Consider the following 14,841-nt stretch of genomic DNA (forward strand, 5'->3'; position numbering starts at 1 on the left):
GGTGATCTAGGACGCCGGCGTGGTGACGACGAAATGAGCCAGCCGTCAGCGCTGCGCTTCGGCGCGCAGATAATCCACGAGCTGCTTGGCCGCGCGCGGCAGCGCCTTGAAGCTGCGCGCGCAGATCGTCAGCCGGCGGTTGGCCCAGGCGTCGCGGATCCTTATCGTCGTGATCGGCATCGATGCCGCGCAGCGCCGCGCCGCGGTCTCCGGAATCACGGCGATGCCGACATCGGCGCCGACCATCTGGCAGATCGCGTCGAAGCCGCGCAGGCGGGCGCGGAAGCGCAGCCGCGCGCCGAGCTTTGCGGCGTGCCGCGAGATATGGACCTGCAGCGCCGACGTTGCCGTGAGGCCGACGAAATCGCGGCCGACCACCTCCTGGAAGTCGATCTGGCGGCGGCCGCCGAGATCGCTGCGTCGCGACGCTACCAGCATCAAGCGGTCCTCGCTAAACAGGAAGCGCTCGACGCTGTCGGGCAGCGCGTGCTCCGCGGCGAAGCCGAGATCGGCGGCGCCGCTGGCGATCGCGGTCGCGATATCGGTGCTCTCGCGCTCCTCGACATCGACGCTGATATCGGGATGCTCGTGCAGGAAGGCCGCGAGCGCCCGCGGCAGATGCTCCGACAGGCCCGAGGTGTTGGCCAGCAACAGCACGTTGGCGCGCACGCCGCTGGCATAGGCGGCGAGATCGCTTTGCAGCGCCTCGACATTGTGAATCACGATGCGGGCATGACCGAGCAGGCTCTCGCCCGCCGCCGTCAGTTCGACACCGCGGCGGCCGCGCTTGAGCAGTGCGACGCCGAGCGCCTCCTCGAGGCCCTTGATCCGCTCGCTGGCGGAAGCCAGCGCAAGATTCGCGCGCGCCGCGCCCTGCGTGATACTGCGCGCATCGGCAACCGCGATGAACAATTGCAAGTCGATCAGGTCGAACCGCATGACGTTTCCCGCCCCATACCTTCGGATCACCCGAAGGCTAACTCCGTAACCTCCAGATTGTGCCGATCGGCTCGATCGGTCAATGTGCCGCCATGGTCGACCATCTCCTGATCTTCATCGCCTTCGCCTTCCTGCTCGCCGGCTTCGTCAAAGGCACGCTCGGCCTCGGCCTGCCGACGGTCGCGATGGGGCTGCTCGCAACCACGATGGCGCCGGGCCAGGCGATCGCGATCGTGATTGTGCCCGCGATCGTCACCAATATCTGGCAGACCTTCGTCGGGCCCTATCTGCGCGACATCATCAAGCGGCTGTGGCCGCTGATGCTCGGCACCGTGGCCGGGATCTGGATCAATGCCGGGCTGCTGACCGGGCCATACGCGGCCTACGGCACCGTCGTGCTGGGCGTGCTGCTGGTGATCTACGCGATCGTCGGCCTGAGCCGGTTCAGCTTCAAGGTCGCGCGGCGCGACGAAAAATGGATCGGCGGCATCGTCGGCGTCATCACCGGGCTGATCTCGGCGGCGACCGGCGTTCAGGTCATCCCCTCGATGCCGTTCATGCAGGCGATCGGAATGGAGAAGGACGAACTCGTGCAGGCGCTCGGCGTGTTCTTTACCACTGCGACCGTGGCGCTCGCGTTCAACCTCACGGCATCGGGCCTGCTGACAGCGGCCACTGCATTGCCGGGCGCGGTCGCGATGGCGGCGTCGTTCACCGGCATGTTCATCGGCCAGGCGGTTCGCACACGGATGCACCCCGAGGTGTTCCGCCGCTGGTTCCTGATCGCGATGATCCTGCTCGGCGTCTATCTCGCCGGCAGCGCGCTGCCCAAGATCCACGGCTAGAGCGGCGGAGCCAGAGCTACCGCGCCTCCAGCGTCGCGACGCGGACGCCGAGATAGATGAAGAGCGCGCCGAGCGAGCGGTTGATCCAGGCGATCACGCCGGCCGATTGCCTGATGCGGCCGGCAGCCCGCGCCGCGAAGGCCGCAAGACCGAGGCACCACAGCGTGCCGCCGGTGATGAAGATCAGGCCGAGCACCAGGAAGGCGAGCGTCTTGTGCGGCGAATCGGCCGCCACGAATTGCGGCAGGAAAGCCAGGAAGAACAGCGCCACCTTCGGGTTGAGGATATTGGTCAGCGCCCCCTGCCAGAACACGCGCGAGATCGAGGTCTCGCCGCCCTGCCCGGCGATCTCCGCGAGCGGCTTGGCGCGCGTCAGCAGCATCTGCAGGCCGGTCAGCACCAGATAGGCCGCGCCGACCAGCTTGACGGCCAGGAACGCGGTCGACGAGGCCATCAGCAGCGCCGACAGGCCGATCGCCGCGCCCAGCACATGGACCAGGCAGCCGGCGCTGATACCGATCGCCGCAGCGGCGCCGCCGCGCCATCCGAGCTGAATCGTGCGCCCAATGATATAAGCGGTATCCGGGCCCGGTGTGACGTTGAGCAGCAGCCCGGACAGGACAAACAGCCAAAGTTCGTGAATTCCCAGCATGTCAGCGAGGTTAACCTATGCAAGTAACTGCCCGGAAAGGATGATCAGCCAGCCGGCGCCATCCCAGCGACACACGAATTCAGTAGAGAAACGACTGTACGATCCGTTGGTCGCATGCCAATTCTGCTACTATGCATTATAGGTGCCTGCAAACCGGGCTTCCGCCGGACCCGGCCTGTCTTGTAAGTATCGGATTCGGTCACCTCGGCTAAGTGGCCATTCCAGGGCACAGGAGACATGGAAAGACGGCTCGCTGCCATTCTTTGCGCTGACATCGCCGGCTATTCCCGCATGATGGGTGCCGACGAGGCGGGGACGCATGCCTCGTTCAAGGCGCACCGTAGCGCGATTTACCCGATCATCCTCAACCATGGCGGCCGAATCGTCAAAAACACCGGCGATGGCTTCCTGCTGGAATTTCCGAGCATCATCGGCGCGATCGAGGCCGCCGTCGCGATGCAGACCCTGATGGCCGAGCGCAACGAACATCTGCCGGCCGACCGCGCCATGCACTTCCGGATGGGCGTCCACATGGGCGACGTCATGGCCGACGAGGACGAGGTGTTCGGCGACGACGTCAACATCGCCGTCCGCCTCGAGACGGTCGCAACGCCCGGCGGCATCGCGGTGTCGGACAAGGCCCGCACTGAAGCGGGACGGCGGCTTGCCGTCACCCTCGTTGACGCCGGCCCGCACCGCTTCAAGAACATCGCCGAGCCGGTCAATGTCTGGACCTGGGCGCCGGCCGGGTCCGATGCCCAGGAGCAGGTTCCGGAGGATGGTCCGCATCTGCCGGGCCAATATCGGACCGCAATCGTCGGCGTGCTGCCGTTCGACAATCTGAGCGGCGGCGCCGACGAATATTTCTCGGACGGCCTGACCGAGGACCTGATCCACGCGCTGTCGCTGCAATCCTTCTATCGCGTGCTGAGCCGCAACTCGACCTTCGCCTACAAGGGCAAGAACGTCTCGACGCGGCTGATCGCGCGCGAGATCGACGCGACCTATCTGATCCAGGGTTCGGTACGGCGCGCCGGCAACAAGATCCGCGTCTCCGCCGAGCTGATCGCGCCCGAGAAGGGCGAGCAGCTGTGGACCGGCCGCTACGACCGCGACATGGGCGACCTGTTCGCGATGCAGGACGAGATCACCGCGAATCTCTCCGCCGCCGTCGCCCAGGAGATCTATCGCGCCGAGGCGTCGGCACCGGCGCGCTCGCCGAACGCCGAGCTGACGGCGTGGGATCGCTTCCTGAAGGGGCTGTCGCACTACTACCAACAGACCAAGGACGATTGCGAAACCGCGATCGCGCTGTTCAAGGAAGCGATCGAGCTCGACCCCGCGCTGTCGATCGCGCGCGCCTATCTGGCGCTGATCCAGATCCAGAGCATCCAGTTCGGCTGGATTCCGAGCACGCGCGAATTGTGGGCCTCGTCGGTCAGCCTGGCCGAGAGCAGCGTGCGGCTCGACCCGCGCTCCTCGTTCGCGTTTTCGCTGCTGGCCTATCTGCACGCGATGCAGGGCCATTACGAAGCCGCGATGGATGTCATCAAGCGGGCGATCGAGCTCAACCCCTACGACATGGGCGCGCGCGGCGTGCTCGGCATTTGCCACATGGTGATCGGCGACCATCGCAAGGCGGTCGACCTGTTCTCGACCGCGGTCCAGCGCGGCAACAGCGACCCGCGCTACCAATGGGCGGCGCTGAACGCATTCAGCCATTATCTGCTCGGGCAATATGACGCGTCGCTATCGTGGTCGCGCGAGGGGCTGTATCTGAACCCGAACCATCTGCAGTGCCTTGCGGTGCGCACCGCAGCGCTCGCCCAGCTCGGCCGCGCCGACGAGGCCGCGCAGGCGGCCGAAGCCCTGCTCGCCAACCATCCCGAGCTGACGGTCGAGCGTCACTTGCGCAATTTCCACTGGAAGAACCCGGCCGACATCGCGCATTATCGCGACGGCCTCTTGAAAGCCGGCCTGCCGTTCGGCAAACTCGCTCTGGTTGCATCCACCTCGAAATTCGCCGTCGACTCCTGAGCGAATTCATCCACCGGTAATGGATGCTTTTTAAGCTGAAGCTTTTCAGGATGTGGTTTGATGTCCGATACGGCTGCAAGCGCGGCGCCCGCCCCGCAGATCTCCCCTGACAATCCCTGCCCGTTCCTGCGGGCGCTCGTCGCCGGCAACTATGTCGGCGGCCATATCGTGCCGCTGCCTGAACTGACCGGCACCATCGGGCGCGCAACCGGCAAGACCGGGTTCGAGGGATTCACCGCGCGGGCGAAGATCTTCATGGTGGCGCAGATCGCCAACGGCCTCGGTCCTTTCAGCCAGCTGCGCAGCCTGTTCCAGGGCGCCATTCTCGACGCGTTACGCAACGGCCCGCTCGACAAGCACGGCGCCGGCTCGCGCATCCTCGACCAGCACGCGGTGGTCCATGAGGACGAAATCGCGCGGCTCGCGACCTTCGGCAGCGACTACAAGGCACCCGACGGCAGCGTCGAACGCGGGCTGTCGGCCGCCGAGATCAAGACCTTCATGGCGGCGAACTTCCAGCGCGCCAAGGACGAGCATCCGCCGTCCTACGGCATCCTGCACTGCTACTATCCGCTCCTGATGCTCGGCGAGTGGCCGGTGCTGCTCGACATCATGGGCAAGGGCGAAGGCAAGGACCGCTATCTCAGCGTCGCCGAGGTCAGGACGCTGTTCGTGGACAAGCGCTTTCCCGACCGGATCGTCGCGATGCTACAGCGCTAGACTAGATTTTTGTTGGACGCGTTTTCTTCACGCGAACCGGTATCCGCTTCGCTCGAAAACGCCATGTTTCACTTGAACAGCGGCGTGCCCGGCACGAACGCATCGAACGCCGCCCAGAATTGGCCGCGGTAGCGGTCCTGCTCCTGCAGGATTTCGTGCTTGGAGCCGGCGATCACGAGATGCGAGCCGGCGCGCAAGTGATAGGCGAACTCCTCGATCGCGGCCGTCGACACCACCTCGTCATTGCTCGCCGCCAGCATCAGGATCGGCTGGCGGATTTCGGACGGATACGACATGCCGCGGAAGGTGCGCATCGCGGTGAACGCGGTGTCGGCCCAGGCGATCGTCGGCGCCGCGATGCCGAGCGTCGGGTCTTCTTCCAGGATCGCCGCGTTGCGGGCATGGCGCACCGGGTCGCTGGTGACGGGATTGCCGATGAAGGGCGCGAGGCCGACCAGTTCGTCGCTGCCGCCGGGAACATAGCGGCCGCCCTGCCCGGCCAGCCGCATGATCCGAAGCAGCGTGCTCGGGAAGAACGACACGCGGCGGCGCGGCAGGTCGATCATCGGCGCCGACAGCACCATGCGGTCGAACCAGCGCTTGCCGGCATGCGCGAGGCGCAGCATCACCGCACCGCCCATCGAATGCGCCAGCGCGAAATAGGGCGGCGGGCAATCCGGCAGCACCACCTGTTGCACGAAGGTCTCGACGTCGACCTCGTAGTCGGCGAAGTCGCGCACATAGCCCTTGCGGGGATCGCGCAGCCGCCGCGACGAGTGGCCCTGTCCGCGCCAGTCGATCATCGCCACCGCAAAGCCGCGGTCGCGCAGATCGCGCACGGTCTCGAAATATTTTTCGATCATCTCGCCACGCCCGCCGAACACGCAGACCGTGCCCTTGCGGCCGGGCGGCGGCGCCCAGCGCGCAAAGCGCAGCTCAGCCCCGTCTGATGTCTTGATGGTGCCACTGACAACGTCGTCCGGAACCGGGTTGGCGGGAATCGAGACGAGCGTCATGAAGGGGACCGGAGTGGTGAGACAGGGTGGAGATCAAGGACGCCGGCGCCAAAAAATGCGACGCGGTTTCCGCCTCTTGAACGCAACGTGACCCCTCCCATATCACCTCCGTGCAGGCCGCTACCAGTGCTTCGGAACCGAAACATCAGGCTGCACACATCTAAGCCCGGCCCGATGGCGGGCGGGTAACTGAAACAGTCGCTCAATGGAGGACTATTCCTATGCGTAGCTACGACCTCACTCCGTTTTATCGTTCCACCGTCGGCTTCGACCGCCTCTTCAACCTGCTCGATCAGGTGACCTCGGACGGCAGCCCCGGCTATCCCCCCTACAACATCGAGCGCACCGGCGAGAATGCTTACCGGATCAGCGTTGCGGTCTCCGGCTTCTCGCAGGCCGAGCTTTCGATCGTCGCGAAGGAGAACACGCTGACGATCAAGGGCGAGAAAACCGCCAACGAGAACTCCGGCAACGGCTCCGAAGTGCTCTATCGCGGCATCGCCTCCCGCGCCTTCGAGCGCGTCTTCCAGCTTGCCGACTTCGTGCAGGTGAAGAACGCTTCGCTCGAGAACGGTCTGCTCCACGTCGATCTCGTCCGCGAGATTCCCGAGGCCAAGAAGCCCCGCAGCATTCCGATCGGCGGCGGCGAGAAGGCCCCGCAGGTCGTTGACGGCTCGGCCGGCAAGGTCGCCGCCTAAGCACCAAACCCGCGTCAGCAGATATTGGCTGATCGCGAAAACGCCCCGGGAAACCGGGGCGTTTTTTGTTGGCTTCGTAGCCGGATGAAGCCTTCGTAGCCCGGATGGGGCGAAGCGCAATCCGGGGGACCTTCTCCGCGACGGGACCGCCCCGGATTTCGCGGAGCCTGTCATCGGGCGCGCGTTCGCGCGACCCGTTGGCTCCATCCGGGCTACAGAGCGACGCGGGTCACTCCAATCCCTGCACCTTGGGCATTGCCTGGGTCGGCAGGATCGCGGGTGCAGGCGCCGGCGGCGGAGCCCCCTGACCGACGGTCGGAGCCTCGGCTTGCTGGACGGCTTGCGGCGCAGCCTGGGCCTCGGCCGGCTTTGGGGCTGCGGCCTGCTCGGCCGGCACGGGTGCGGCTGCCTGGGCAGGCTGCGGCGTGGCCGCCTGCGGGACGGCGGCCTGGGCCGCCGGGACAGGAGCCTGGGCTGCCGCCGGAGCCTGGGTCGCCGGAACCTGGGCCTTGGCCCCCAGCGGGTTCCGCTTCGGCACCGGCACGCGGCTGGCGACATGCGGGATCGGGAGCGGCGGGCGCGGCACCCGGGCCTGGATTGGCCGCGGCATCGGCCCGACGGGACCGTCGGTCGCGCTCATTTCCTCTTCGTAATTGTTGCCGAGCCGGGAGGCCGGCGTGAAGCGGATGATGTGGCCGTCGCGGGCATCGATCACCAGCCGGCCGTCGTCGCCGCCCTGGTCGATCACCGAGATCGTGTAGACGAACCCGCGCTGCCGGGGCGCGCCAAGCGGCAGATAGCCGTTCTCGCGCAGCACGGTATAGACCTCGACCGGCGGCAACAGGCTCGGGACCCGGCCAAAGCGCGGCGGCGGCGGAACCTCGGGCATGGCGGCATAGGGCCCGTCCATGTCGGATACCCTGACCAGAAGCGGGCTGCCGATCCGGGCGGACGTCGCCAGCTGGGCCTCGGCCGAGGCTGCGCTGAGCGCGAGGGCGGCGGCAGCAACCGAACCTGTGAACAACTTCATCGCCGTAACTCCTGTCTGCCCCGCCCTGGAGCGTTTCCGCTCTCTTGCCGGCTTGCCCGGGGCAAAACTTCAGTTTCAAATTCGGCGGTCCTTGGTCGCTCCTTGGGCCAGATCACGGCGTGTTTGCTTCGAATCGGGGGCGCCTCATCCCCGCCGAGCCGTTCGATCCGAGCATGCGGGCGAGGACTTCCTCGCGCTTGTGTGATAGACAAAAATTTGGCAAGGTCTAAGTTAGGACAGTAAAGCTGTCTCAATTTCGAGGCCATCCCGGCATAGGGATTGCAACGAGACCTCGGCGCCCCGAGCTCCGAGAATGCTGCAGGCAGGGCCGTCCCTCAGGGGACGTTGAAACGCCCGTCGTCTGAATTTAGGAAAATGCGGCTCGCGGCGGACGAGCGGTGGCCCGGTGGGTGCCGCAACGTCCAAGGTGCGCCAAATACGGTGGGGCCCTTACGAAAGGGAGAGGACACATGAGCGGGTCGGAATTCGAGCGCGAAAACATCGTGGCAGGAACGCTGTCGGCGACCGCGGACTCGAAAGCGGCCGAGCCCGCGCGTGAGTTGCATACTTGGCGCCCGGAAGCCGAAGGCCTGTTTGATCCGAGCCTGGAAAAGGATTCCTGCGGCGTCGGCTTCATCGCCAACATCAAGGGCCAGAAGTCGCACCAGATCGTCTCCGACGCGCTGAACATCCTGTGCAACCTCGAGCATCGCGGCGCCGTCGGCGCCGACCCGCGCGCCGGTGACGGCGCCGGCATCCTGGTGCAGATCCCGCACGCCTTCTTTGCGCGCAAGACCGCGGAGCTCGGCTTCAAGCTGCCGCAGCCCGGCGAATACGCCATCGGCGCGCTGTTCATGCCGCGCGATGCCGCGTGGCGGAACGTGATCAAGAGCATCATCGCCGACGAGATCAAGAACGAGGGCTTCAAGCTGCTCGGCTGGCGCGATGTGCCGTCAGACAATTCCTCGCTCGGCGTCACCGTGAAGCCGACCGAGCCCTACCACATGCAGGTCTTCATCGGCCGCAATGGTGCTGCGAAGACCGAGGACGATTTCGAGCGCCACCTGTACATCCTGCGCAAGTCGATCTCGCAGGCGATCTATCAGCGCCGCGACCGCGGCATGGCTGGCTACTATCCGTGCTCGCTGTCGTGCCGCACCGTGATCTACAAGGGCATGTTCCTCGCCGACCAGCTCGGCAAGTACTATCCTGACCTGCACGAGGCCGACTTCGACAGCGCGCTGGCGCTGGTGCATCAACGCTTCTCGACCAACACCTTCCCGACCTGGTCGCTGGCGCATCCCTACCGGATGATCGCCCATAACGGCGAGATCAACACGCTGCGCGGCAACGTCAACTGGATGGCGGCGCGGCAGGCCTCCGTGCATTCGGAGCTCTATGGCAAGGACATCAGCCGCCTGTGGCCGATCTCCTATGAAGGCCAGAGCGACACCGCCTGCTTCGACAACGCGCTCGAATTCCTGGTGCAGGGCGGCTACTCGCTGCCGCACGCTGTGATGATGATGATTCCGGAAGCGTGGGCCGGCAATCCCCTGATGGATGAGCAGCGCCGCGCCTTCTACGAATATCATGCCGCGCTCATGGAGCCGTGGGACGGCCCGGCCGCGATCGCCTTCACCGACGGCCGCAAGATCGGCGCCACGCTCGATCGCAACGGCCTGCGCCCGGCGCGCTACCTCGTCACCAAGGACGACCGCATCGTGATGGCGTCCGAAATGGGCGTGCTGAAGATTCCGGAGGACCAGATCGTCACCAAGTGGCGGCTGCAGCCCGGCAAGATGCTGCTCGTCGACCTCGAGCAGGGCCGCCTGATTCCCGACGATGAGATCAAGGCCGACCTCGCCAAGAGTCACCCCTACAGCGATTGGCTGCATCGCACCCAGATCCAGCTCGAGGAGCTGCCGGATGCGCCAGCCAAGGGCGTGCGCTCCAACCTGCCGCTGCTCGATCGCCAGCAAGCCTTCGGCTACAGCCAGGAAGACATCGCGATCCTGATGACGCCGATGGCGGCCATCGGCGAGGAAGCTGCCGGCTCGATGGGCAACGACACGCCGATCTCGGCGCTGTCGGACAAGCCGAAGCAGCTGTTTACCTACTTCAAGCAGAACTTCGCGCAGGTGACGAACCCGCCGATCGATCCGATCCGCGAGGAAATCGTCATGAGCCTCGTCTCGATCATCGGGCCGCGGCCGAACCTGTTCGACCTGCAGGGCGTCGCCTCGACCAAGCGCCTCGAGGTGCGGCAGCCGATCCTGACCGACGCCGATCTGGAAAAGATCCGCTCGATCTCCGACGTCGCCGAGACCCACTTCAAGTCGCGCACGCTCGACACCACCTTCCACGCCGGATTCGGCGCGGCGGGCATGGAGCAGGTGCTCGACGAGCTCTGCGCACGCGCCGAGGGCGCGGTGCGCGAGGGTATCAACATCATCATCCTGTCGGACCGCATGACCGGCACCGACCGGATTCCGATCCCGTCGCTGCTGGCCTGCGCCGCCGTGCATCATCACCTGATCCGCACCGGCCTGCGCACCTCGGTCGGCCTCGTCGTGGAATCCGGTGAGCCGCGCGAGGTGCATCACTTCGCCTGCCTCGCCGGCTACGGCGCCGAAGCGATCAACCCCTACCTCGCGTTCGAAACCATCCTCGCGATGAAGGACCGGCTGCCCGGCGCGCTCGACGATTACGAGATCGTCAAGCGCTATATCAAGTCGATCGGCAAGGGCCTGCTCAAGGTGATGTCCAAGATGGGCATCTCGACCTACCAGTCCTATTGCGGCGCGCAGATCTTCGACGCGGTCGGCCTCAAGGCGGACTTCGTCGTCAAGTATTTCGCCGGCACCCACACCCGCATCGAGGGCGTCGGCCTCGGCGAGATCGCCGAGGAGACCGTACGGCGCCACACCGACGCCTTCGGTGACGGCCAGATCTACAAGAGCGCGCTCGATGTCGGCGGCGAATATGCCTACCGCACCCGCGGCGAGGACCATGCCTGGACCGCGGAATCGGTCTCGACGCTGCAGCATGCCGTGCGCGGCAATTCGCAGGAGCGCTACCGGGCGTTCGCCAAGATCCTCAACGAGCAGTCCGAGCGTCTCTTGACGCTGCGCGGCCTGTTCCGGATCAAGAGCGCCGAGGACGACAAGCGCAAGCCGGTCAAGCTCGAGGACGTCGAGCCGGCCAAGGACATCGTCAAGCGGTTCTCGACCGGCGCGATGTCGTTCGGCTCGATCTCGCGCGAGGCGCACACGACGCTCGCGATCGCGATGAACCGGATCGGCGGCAAGTCGAACACCGGCGAAGGCGGCGAGGAATCCGACCGCTTCAAGCCGATGCCCAACGGCGACAGCATGCGCTCGGCGATCAAGCAGGTCGCCTCGGGCCGGTTCGGCGTGACGACGGAATACCTCGTCAACTCCGACATGATGCAGATCAAGATGGCGCAGGGTGCCAAGCCCGGCGAAGGCGGCCAGCTGCCCGGCCACAAGGTCGACGCGACGATCGCCCGCGTCCGGCATTCGACGCCCGGCGTCGGCCTGATCTCGCCGCCGCCGCATCACGACATCTACTCGATCGAAGACCTCGCCCAGCTGATCTACGACCTTAAGAACGTCAATCCCGACGGCCAGGTCTCGGTCAAGCTGGTGTCGGAAGTCGGCGTCGGCACGGTTGCCGCCGGCGTCGCCAAGGCGCGCGCCGACCATGTCACCATCGCGGGCTTCGAGGGCGGCACCGGTGCCTCGCCACTGACCTCGATCAAGCATGCCGGCTCGCCGTGGGAGATCGGTCTTGCCGAGACCCATCAGACGCTGGTGCGCCAGCGGCTGCGCAGCCGCATCGCGGTCCAGGTCGACGGCGGCTTCCGCACCGGCCGTGACGTCGTGATCGGGGCGCTGCTCGGGGCCGACGAGTTCGGCTTCGCCACCGCGCCCCTGATCGCGGCGGGCTGCATCATGATGCGCAAGTGCCACCTCAACACCTGCCCGGTCGGCGTCGCGACCCAGGATCCGGTGCTGCGCAAGCGCTTCACCGGCCAGCCCGAGCACGTCATCAACTACTTCTTCTTCGTCGCCGAGGAAGTCCGCGAGATCATGGCGCAGCTCGGCTACAAGACGTTCGACGAGATGGTCGGCCAGGTCCAGATGCTGGACCAGACCGCGCTGGTCTCGCACTGGAAGGCCAAGGGCCTCGATTTCTCCAAGCTGTTCGTGCGGCAGAAGGAGGAGAAGGGCCAGACGATCTATCACTCGGAGAGCCAGAACCACCATCTGGAAGCCGTGCTCGACCGCCGGCTGATCGAGAAGGCGCAGGCCGCGCTCGATCGCGGCGCCCCCGTCAAGATCGAGGAAGAGATCAACAACACCGACCGTTCCGCCGGCGCGATGCTGTCGGGCGCGGTGGCCAAGATCTACGGCCATGCCGGCCTTCCGCTCGACACCATCCATGTCGGCCTGAAGGGCACGGCGGGACAGGCGTTCGGCGCCTGGCTCGCCAAGGGCGTCACCTTCGAGCTCGAGGGCGAAGGCAACGACTATGTCGGCAAGGGCCTCTCGGGCGGCTGCATCATCGTCAAGCCGCCGAAGATCTCCGGCATCGTGCCGGAAGAGTCGATCATCGTCGGCAACACCGTGATGTACGGCGCGATCGCGGGCGAGTGCTACTTCCGCGGCATCGCCGGCGAGCGCTTCGCGGTGCGCAACTCCGGCGCAGTCGCGGTCGTCGAGGGCGCCGGCGATCATTGCTGCGAATACATGACCGGCGGCATCGTCGTGGTGCTCGGCAAGACCGGGCGCAACTTCGCGGCCGGCATGTCCGGCGGCATCGCCTATGTGCTGGACGAGGCCGGCGACTTCGACAAGCTGTGCAACCTTTCGATGGTCGAGCTCGAGCCGGTGCTCTCGGAGGAGATGATCAACGCCGACACCTACCACCACTCCGGCGATCTCGAGGCGCATGGCCGGGTCGACGTGTTCCAGAACCTGCTCGACTCCGACGTGGAGCGGCTGCACGTCCTGATCACGCGTCACGCCAAGCTGACGGGCTCGAAGAAGGCGGCGGAGATTCTCGCCGACTGGAAGAGCTGGCTGCCGAAATTCCGCAAGGTGATGCCGGTGGAGTACCGCCGCGCGCTGAAGGAAATGAAGGCGAACGCCGACGCCGAGCCGAAGATCGCGATCGGCGCGTAGGCCTGAAAGACCCTCATGGTGAGGAGGCGCGCAGCGCCGCCTCGAACCATGAGGCCGCCACACGGGCCTCCATCCTTCGAGACGCGGCGCACGCGCCGCTCCTCAGGATGAGGGTCAAACAGAACAGACGAACACATGATGCAGGGGCATCGGGTTTCAATGGGTAAGATCACAGGTTTTCTCGAGATCGAGCGGCATGACCGCAAGTACGAGCCGGTCGCCGATCGACTCAAGAACTTCAGGGAATTCGTCATTCCGCTGAGCGAGAAGGACACGCGCGACCAGGCGGCGCGCTGCATGAATTGCGGCATCCCCTATTGCCACGGCACCGGCTCGACCGCGCCGGGCACGCCGGGCTGCCCGGTCAACAACCAGATCCCCGATTTCAACGACCTCGTCTATCAGGGCAACTGGGAAGAAGCCTCGCGCAACCTGCACTCGACCAACAACTTCCCCGAATTCACCGGCCGCATCTGCCCGGCGCCGTGCGAGGCGTCCTGCACGCTCAACATCGACGACAATCCGGTCACCATCAAGACCATCGAATGCGCGATCGTGGACCGCGCCTGGGACAATGGCTGGCTGAAGCCGGAGATCGCAGCCGTTAAGACCGGCAAGAAGGTCGCCGTGATCGGCTCGGGTCCCGCCGGCATGGCCGCCGCGCAGCAGCTCGCGCGCGCCGGCCACGAGGTGCATGTCTACGAGAAGTTCGCCAAGGCCGGCGGCCTGCTGCGCTACGGCATTCCCGACTTCAAGATGGAGAAGGGCATCATCGACCGCCGCGTGGCGCAGATGGAGGCCGAGGGCGTCACCTTCCATTACGGCAAGGCCGTCGGCGGCTCGACGCCGGGTGCGATCGATCCGCAGGAGCTCGCCAAGCAGTATGACGCCGTGGCGCTGACCGGCGGCGCGGAAGCCCCGCGCGACCTGCCGATCCCCGGCCGCGAGCTTTCCGGCATCCACTTCGCAATGGACTTCCTGCCGCAGCAGAACCGCCGCGTCTCCGGCGAGCCGCTGAACGGCGCCGCCGACATCCTCGCCGGCGGCAAGCATGTCGTCGTGATCGGCGGCGGCGACACCGGCTCGGACTGCATCGGCACCTCGTTCCGGCAAGGCGCAACGTCGGTGACCCAGCTCGAGATCATGCCGGCGCCGCCCGAGCACGAGAACAAGGGCGTGACCTGGCCGAACTGGCCGCTGAAGATGCGCACGTCGTCGAGCCAGGCCGAAGGCGCGGTGCGCGAATTCGCCGTGCTGACGACGAAGTTCGAAGGCGTCGACGGCAAGGTGACGAAGCTGCATTGCGTCAAGGTCGACGACAAGTTCAAGCCGCTGCCCGGCACCGAGTTCACGCTGGATGCCGAACTGGTTCTGCTGGCGATGGGCTTCGTGCATCCGGTGCACGAGGGCCTGCTCAAGACGCTGGGCGTCGAGCTCGACCAGCGCGGCAACGTCCGTGCGTCCCTGCACGACTACCAGACCTCGCGCGCGAAAATCTTCTCGGCCGGCGACATGCGCCGCGGCCAGTCGCTCGTGGTCTGGGCGATCCGCGAAGGCCGCCAGTGCGCGCGCTCGATCGACACCTTCCTGATGGGGAAGACGGATCTGCCGGGGTGAGTGCCCCGGCGGTTTCGCCGAACTGCATCCACAAACGCAGCTGTCATCGCCCGCGAAAGCGGGCGATCCAGTATTCCAGA

The 14,841-nt window shown here is 66.0% G+C and carries 10 protein-coding genes; 6 read left to right on the plus strand and 4 right to left on the minus strand.

Going from position 1 to position 14,841, the window contains the following annotated elements; translation table 11 throughout:
* Nucleotides 1-45: 45 nt before the first annotated feature.
* Nucleotides 46-939: a LysR family transcriptional regulator gene (locus tag AKL29_RS40805; RefSeq protein WP_082190628.1), complete on the minus strand. Its 894-nt coding sequence runs from the start codon at nt 937-939 to the stop codon at nt 46-48.
* 92 nt (nt 940-1,031) lie between these two features.
* On the opposite strand from AKL29_RS40805, the gene AKL29_RS19270 reads away from it, so the two are divergent.
* On the plus strand, nt 1,032-1,784 hold the full coding sequence (locus AKL29_RS19270) for a sulfite exporter TauE/SafE family protein (RefSeq protein ID WP_050385213.1): 753 nt from the start codon (nt 1,032-1,034) through the stop codon (nt 1,782-1,784).
* Between the two features lie 16 nt (nt 1,785-1,800).
* Here the strand turns inward: AKL29_RS19270 and AKL29_RS19275 are convergent, their stop codons facing one another.
* Entirely contained in the window at nt 1,801-2,436 is a 636-nt protein-coding gene (locus tag AKL29_RS19275; protein ID WP_028332883.1) for a LysE family translocator, read from the minus strand.
* A 237-nt stretch (nt 2,437-2,673) separates the two neighbouring features.
* On the opposite strand from AKL29_RS19275, the gene AKL29_RS19280 reads away from it, so the two are divergent.
* Both AKL29_RS19280 and AKL29_RS19285 read left to right on the plus strand, forming a co-directional pair.
* A complete protein-coding gene (locus AKL29_RS19280) occupies nt 2,674-4,473 on the plus strand; it encodes an adenylate/guanylate cyclase domain-containing protein (RefSeq protein ID WP_050385214.1) in 1,800 nt (599 codons plus the stop codon).
* 60 nt (nt 4,474-4,533) lie between these two features.
* The gene (locus AKL29_RS19285; protein ID WP_050385215.1) at nt 4,534-5,193 is read left to right on the plus strand and encodes a hypothetical protein; all 660 of its coding nucleotides are present in this window, start codon (nt 4,534-4,536) and stop codon (nt 5,191-5,193) included.
* A 68-nt stretch (nt 5,194-5,261) separates the two neighbouring features.
* On the opposite strand, the gene AKL29_RS19290 is transcribed toward AKL29_RS19285, so the two are convergent.
* Complete coding sequence (locus AKL29_RS19290; protein WP_028332880.1) at nt 5,262-6,209, minus strand: alpha/beta fold hydrolase; 948 nt, start codon at nt 6,207-6,209, stop codon at nt 5,262-5,264.
* A 221-nt stretch (nt 6,210-6,430) separates the two neighbouring features.
* Between AKL29_RS19290 and AKL29_RS19295 the strand changes: the two genes are divergently transcribed.
* Nucleotides 6,431-6,907 (plus strand): Hsp20 family protein, encoded by a 477-nt coding sequence (locus AKL29_RS19295; protein ID WP_028341344.1) that lies wholly within the window; start codon nt 6,431-6,433, stop codon nt 6,905-6,907.
* A 229-nt stretch (nt 6,908-7,136) separates the two neighbouring features.
* Here AKL29_RS19295 and AKL29_RS19300 read toward each other — a convergent pair whose 3' ends face one another.
* A complete protein-coding gene (locus AKL29_RS19300) occupies nt 7,137-7,937 on the minus strand; it encodes a hypothetical protein (RefSeq protein WP_050385216.1) in 801 nt (266 codons plus the stop codon).
* Between the two features lie 470 nt (nt 7,938-8,407).
* On the opposite strand from AKL29_RS19300, the gene gltB reads away from it, so the two are divergent.
* Complete coding sequence (gene gltB, locus AKL29_RS19305) at nt 8,408-13,144, plus strand: glutamate synthase large subunit (protein WP_050385217.1); 4,737 nt, start codon at nt 8,408-8,410, stop codon at nt 13,142-13,144.
* Nucleotides 13,145-13,303: 159 nt separating this feature from the next.
* Nucleotides 13,304-14,761 carry a glutamate synthase subunit beta gene (locus tag AKL29_RS19310; protein ID WP_028332876.1) on the plus strand — a complete coding sequence of 486 codons (1,458 nt, stop codon included), beginning with the start codon at nt 13,304-13,306 and terminating at the stop codon, nt 14,759-14,761.
* The last annotated feature ends 80 nt before the right edge of the window (nt 14,762-14,841 follow it).

Origin of the sequence: Bradyrhizobium pachyrhizi, assembly GCF_001189245.1 — a bacterium.
GTDB lineage: Bacteria > Pseudomonadota > Alphaproteobacteria > Rhizobiales > Xanthobacteraceae > Bradyrhizobium > Bradyrhizobium pachyrhizi.

Excerpts from the sequence above, each read along its gene's own strand:
- AKL29_RS40805 (WP_082190628.1), bottom strand. The coding sequence starts at position 939 with ATGCGGTTCGACCTGATCGACTTGCAATTGTTCATCGCGGTTGCCGAT.
- AKL29_RS19270 (WP_050385213.1), top strand. The coding sequence starts at position 1,032 with ATGGTCGACCATCTCCTGATCTTCATCGCCTTCGCCTTCCTGCTCGCC.
- AKL29_RS19275 (WP_028332883.1), bottom strand. The coding sequence starts at position 2,436 with ATGCTGGGAATTCACGAACTTTGGCTGTTTGTCCTGTCCGGGCTGCTG.
- AKL29_RS19280 (WP_050385214.1), top strand. The coding sequence starts at position 2,674 with ATGGAAAGACGGCTCGCTGCCATTCTTTGCGCTGACATCGCCGGCTAT.
- AKL29_RS19285 (WP_050385215.1), top strand. The coding sequence starts at position 4,534 with ATGTCCGATACGGCTGCAAGCGCGGCGCCCGCCCCGCAGATCTCCCCT.
- AKL29_RS19290 (WP_028332880.1), bottom strand. The coding sequence starts at position 6,209 with ATGACGCTCGTCTCGATTCCCGCCAACCCGGTTCCGGACGACGTTGTC.
- AKL29_RS19295 (WP_028341344.1), top strand. The coding sequence starts at position 6,431 with ATGCGTAGCTACGACCTCACTCCGTTTTATCGTTCCACCGTCGGCTTC.
- AKL29_RS19300 (WP_050385216.1), bottom strand. The coding sequence starts at position 7,937 with ATGAAGTTGTTCACAGGTTCGGTTGCTGCCGCCGCCCTCGCGCTCAGC.
- gltB (WP_050385217.1), top strand. The coding sequence starts at position 8,408 with ATGAGCGGGTCGGAATTCGAGCGCGAAAACATCGTGGCAGGAACGCTG.
- AKL29_RS19310 (WP_028332876.1), top strand. The coding sequence starts at position 13,304 with ATGGGTAAGATCACAGGTTTTCTCGAGATCGAGCGGCATGACCGCAAG.